The sequence below is a fragment of the Neisseria sp. P0021.S005 genome (assembly GCF_051956955.1).
In genome coordinates this window covers 1-1667 of sequence record NZ_JBQCWY010000667.1, presented here as the reverse complement: position 1 = coordinate 1667, position 1667 = coordinate 1, and the positions used below count along the sequence as shown (strand labels likewise).

The following is a 1667-nucleotide window of genomic DNA, read 5'->3' as shown; positions in this document are numbered from 1 at the left end:
GCATGGTCGCCCACATGGAAAGCGTGATGAACGACATCGGCTTTTTCAACCGCCGCAACGGCGAGCGCCTGATGCGCCGTATGCAGAGCCTGTTCGGACGCGCCAACACGCAAACCGAAGACATCGATATCCTGCGCGGTTTTTTCAATACCGTCAGCCACCGTATCCATAAAAAAGACTGATTAAGGCCGTCTGAAAACATTTCCAGCCTTTCAGACGGCATGACTGATATTCGGATAAGCATGAATTACGCCCTAGACGCATTATGGTGGAAGCTCACCAGCCAACCCGTCCGCGACCTCGCCTCGCTGCTGACTGCGCCCCCTTTGTGGCAAAACGGTTGCGAATTGAGCGTACGCGAACTATTGGGGGAACACGGTTTCCGCTACCTTTTGGCATTGGACGCCGATCCCGCACCGCTGATGGATTACCTCGCCCAACGCGCCCCGTTTGGTCATCGTCTCGGCATTTATGCTGAAGAGCTGTTGACTTTTTGGTTTGCCAACGCGCCGCACGCCAAACTGCACGCATACAATCTGCCCGTTTTTTCAGACGGCCAAACCTTAGGCGCTGCGGATTTCGTCGTTTCCCTCAACCAACAGCCCTACCATATCGAGCTGGCGTGTAAATACTACGGCGGAGACCAAGCGCAAAACCTGCGCGGCCTCAATCCTAAAGACATGCTGACGGACAAAGCCACCAAACTGGTGCAGCAATCCCAGCTGCTGCATACGCCGCAAGGCAAAGCAACCTTAACCGCACAAGGCCTGCCGGAAAATCTGCTTCCTGCTTCCATCGTGCGCGGCATCGGCTTTTTTCCACACGGTTTCCATGCTTTTGAGCCGCCACTTAATCCATACGGCTGGCGCGGCATCTATATTCAAGATTGGGCGGAATACGGGTTTGAACGCCAAGAAGCGCGTTATCACTTGCTCGACCGCATGGCCTATCTTGCACCTGCGCGTGTCGCCGAAACCGAAACATTAAACGCAACCGAAATCCGCCGTATCGACCAAGGCTTGATTGCCGTTTTGGAATTACGGCCGGACGGCTTTTGGCACGAAATCGAACGCATTATGAAGGCCGTCTGAAACCATTTACCCACTTTAAGAGAACCCATTACATTATGAACGCCGCACAACTCGACCATACCGCCAAAGTTTTGGCTGAAATGCTGACTTTCAAACAGCCTGCCGATGCCGTCCTCTCCGCCTACTTCCGCGAACACAAAAAGCTCGGCCGCCAAGACCGCCACGAAATCGCCGAAACCGCCTTTGCCGCACTGCGCCACTATCAAAAAATCAGTACCGCCCTGCGCCGTCCGCACGCGCAGCCGCGCAAAGCCGCACTCGCCGCGCTGGTTCTCGGCAGAAGTACCAACATCAGCCAAATCAAAGACCTGCTTGATGAAGAAGAAACAGAGTTCCTCGGCAATTTGAAAGCCCGCAAAACCGAGTTCTCAGACGGCCTGAATACCGCCGCAGAATTGCCGCAATGGCTGGTGGAACAGCTGCAACAGCATTGGAGCGAAGAAGAAATTCTCGCCTTCGGCCGCAGCATCAACCAACCTGCCCCGCTCGACATCCGCGTCAATACCTTGAAAGGCAAACGCGATAAAGTGCTGCCATTGTTGCAAGCCGAAAGTGCCGATGCAGAAGCCACGCCTT

Annotated in this window: 1 protein-coding gene and 2 pseudogenes; all 3 read left to right on the top strand. The window is 54.6% G+C overall.

The window, feature by feature from the left end:
* A pseudogene (locus ACTHUE_RS18125) lies at positions 1 to 182 on the top strand (RNA methyltransferase); the annotation flags it as partial.
* Between the two features lie 39 nt (positions 183 to 221).
* Positions 222 to 1091, top strand: coding sequence for a DUF1853 family protein (locus ACTHUE_RS18120; RefSeq protein WP_070461467.1), 870 nt, complete (start codon positions 222 to 224; stop codon positions 1089 to 1091).
* A 35-nt stretch (positions 1092 to 1126) separates the two neighbouring features.
* Positions 1127 to 1667, top strand: a pseudogene (locus ACTHUE_RS18115) (RsmB/NOP family class I SAM-dependent RNA methyltransferase); the annotation flags it as partial.

Excerpts from the sequence above, each read along its gene's own strand:
- ACTHUE_RS18120 (WP_070461467.1), top strand. The coding sequence starts at position 222 with ATGACTGATATTCGGATAAGCATGAATTACGCCCTAGACGCATTATGG.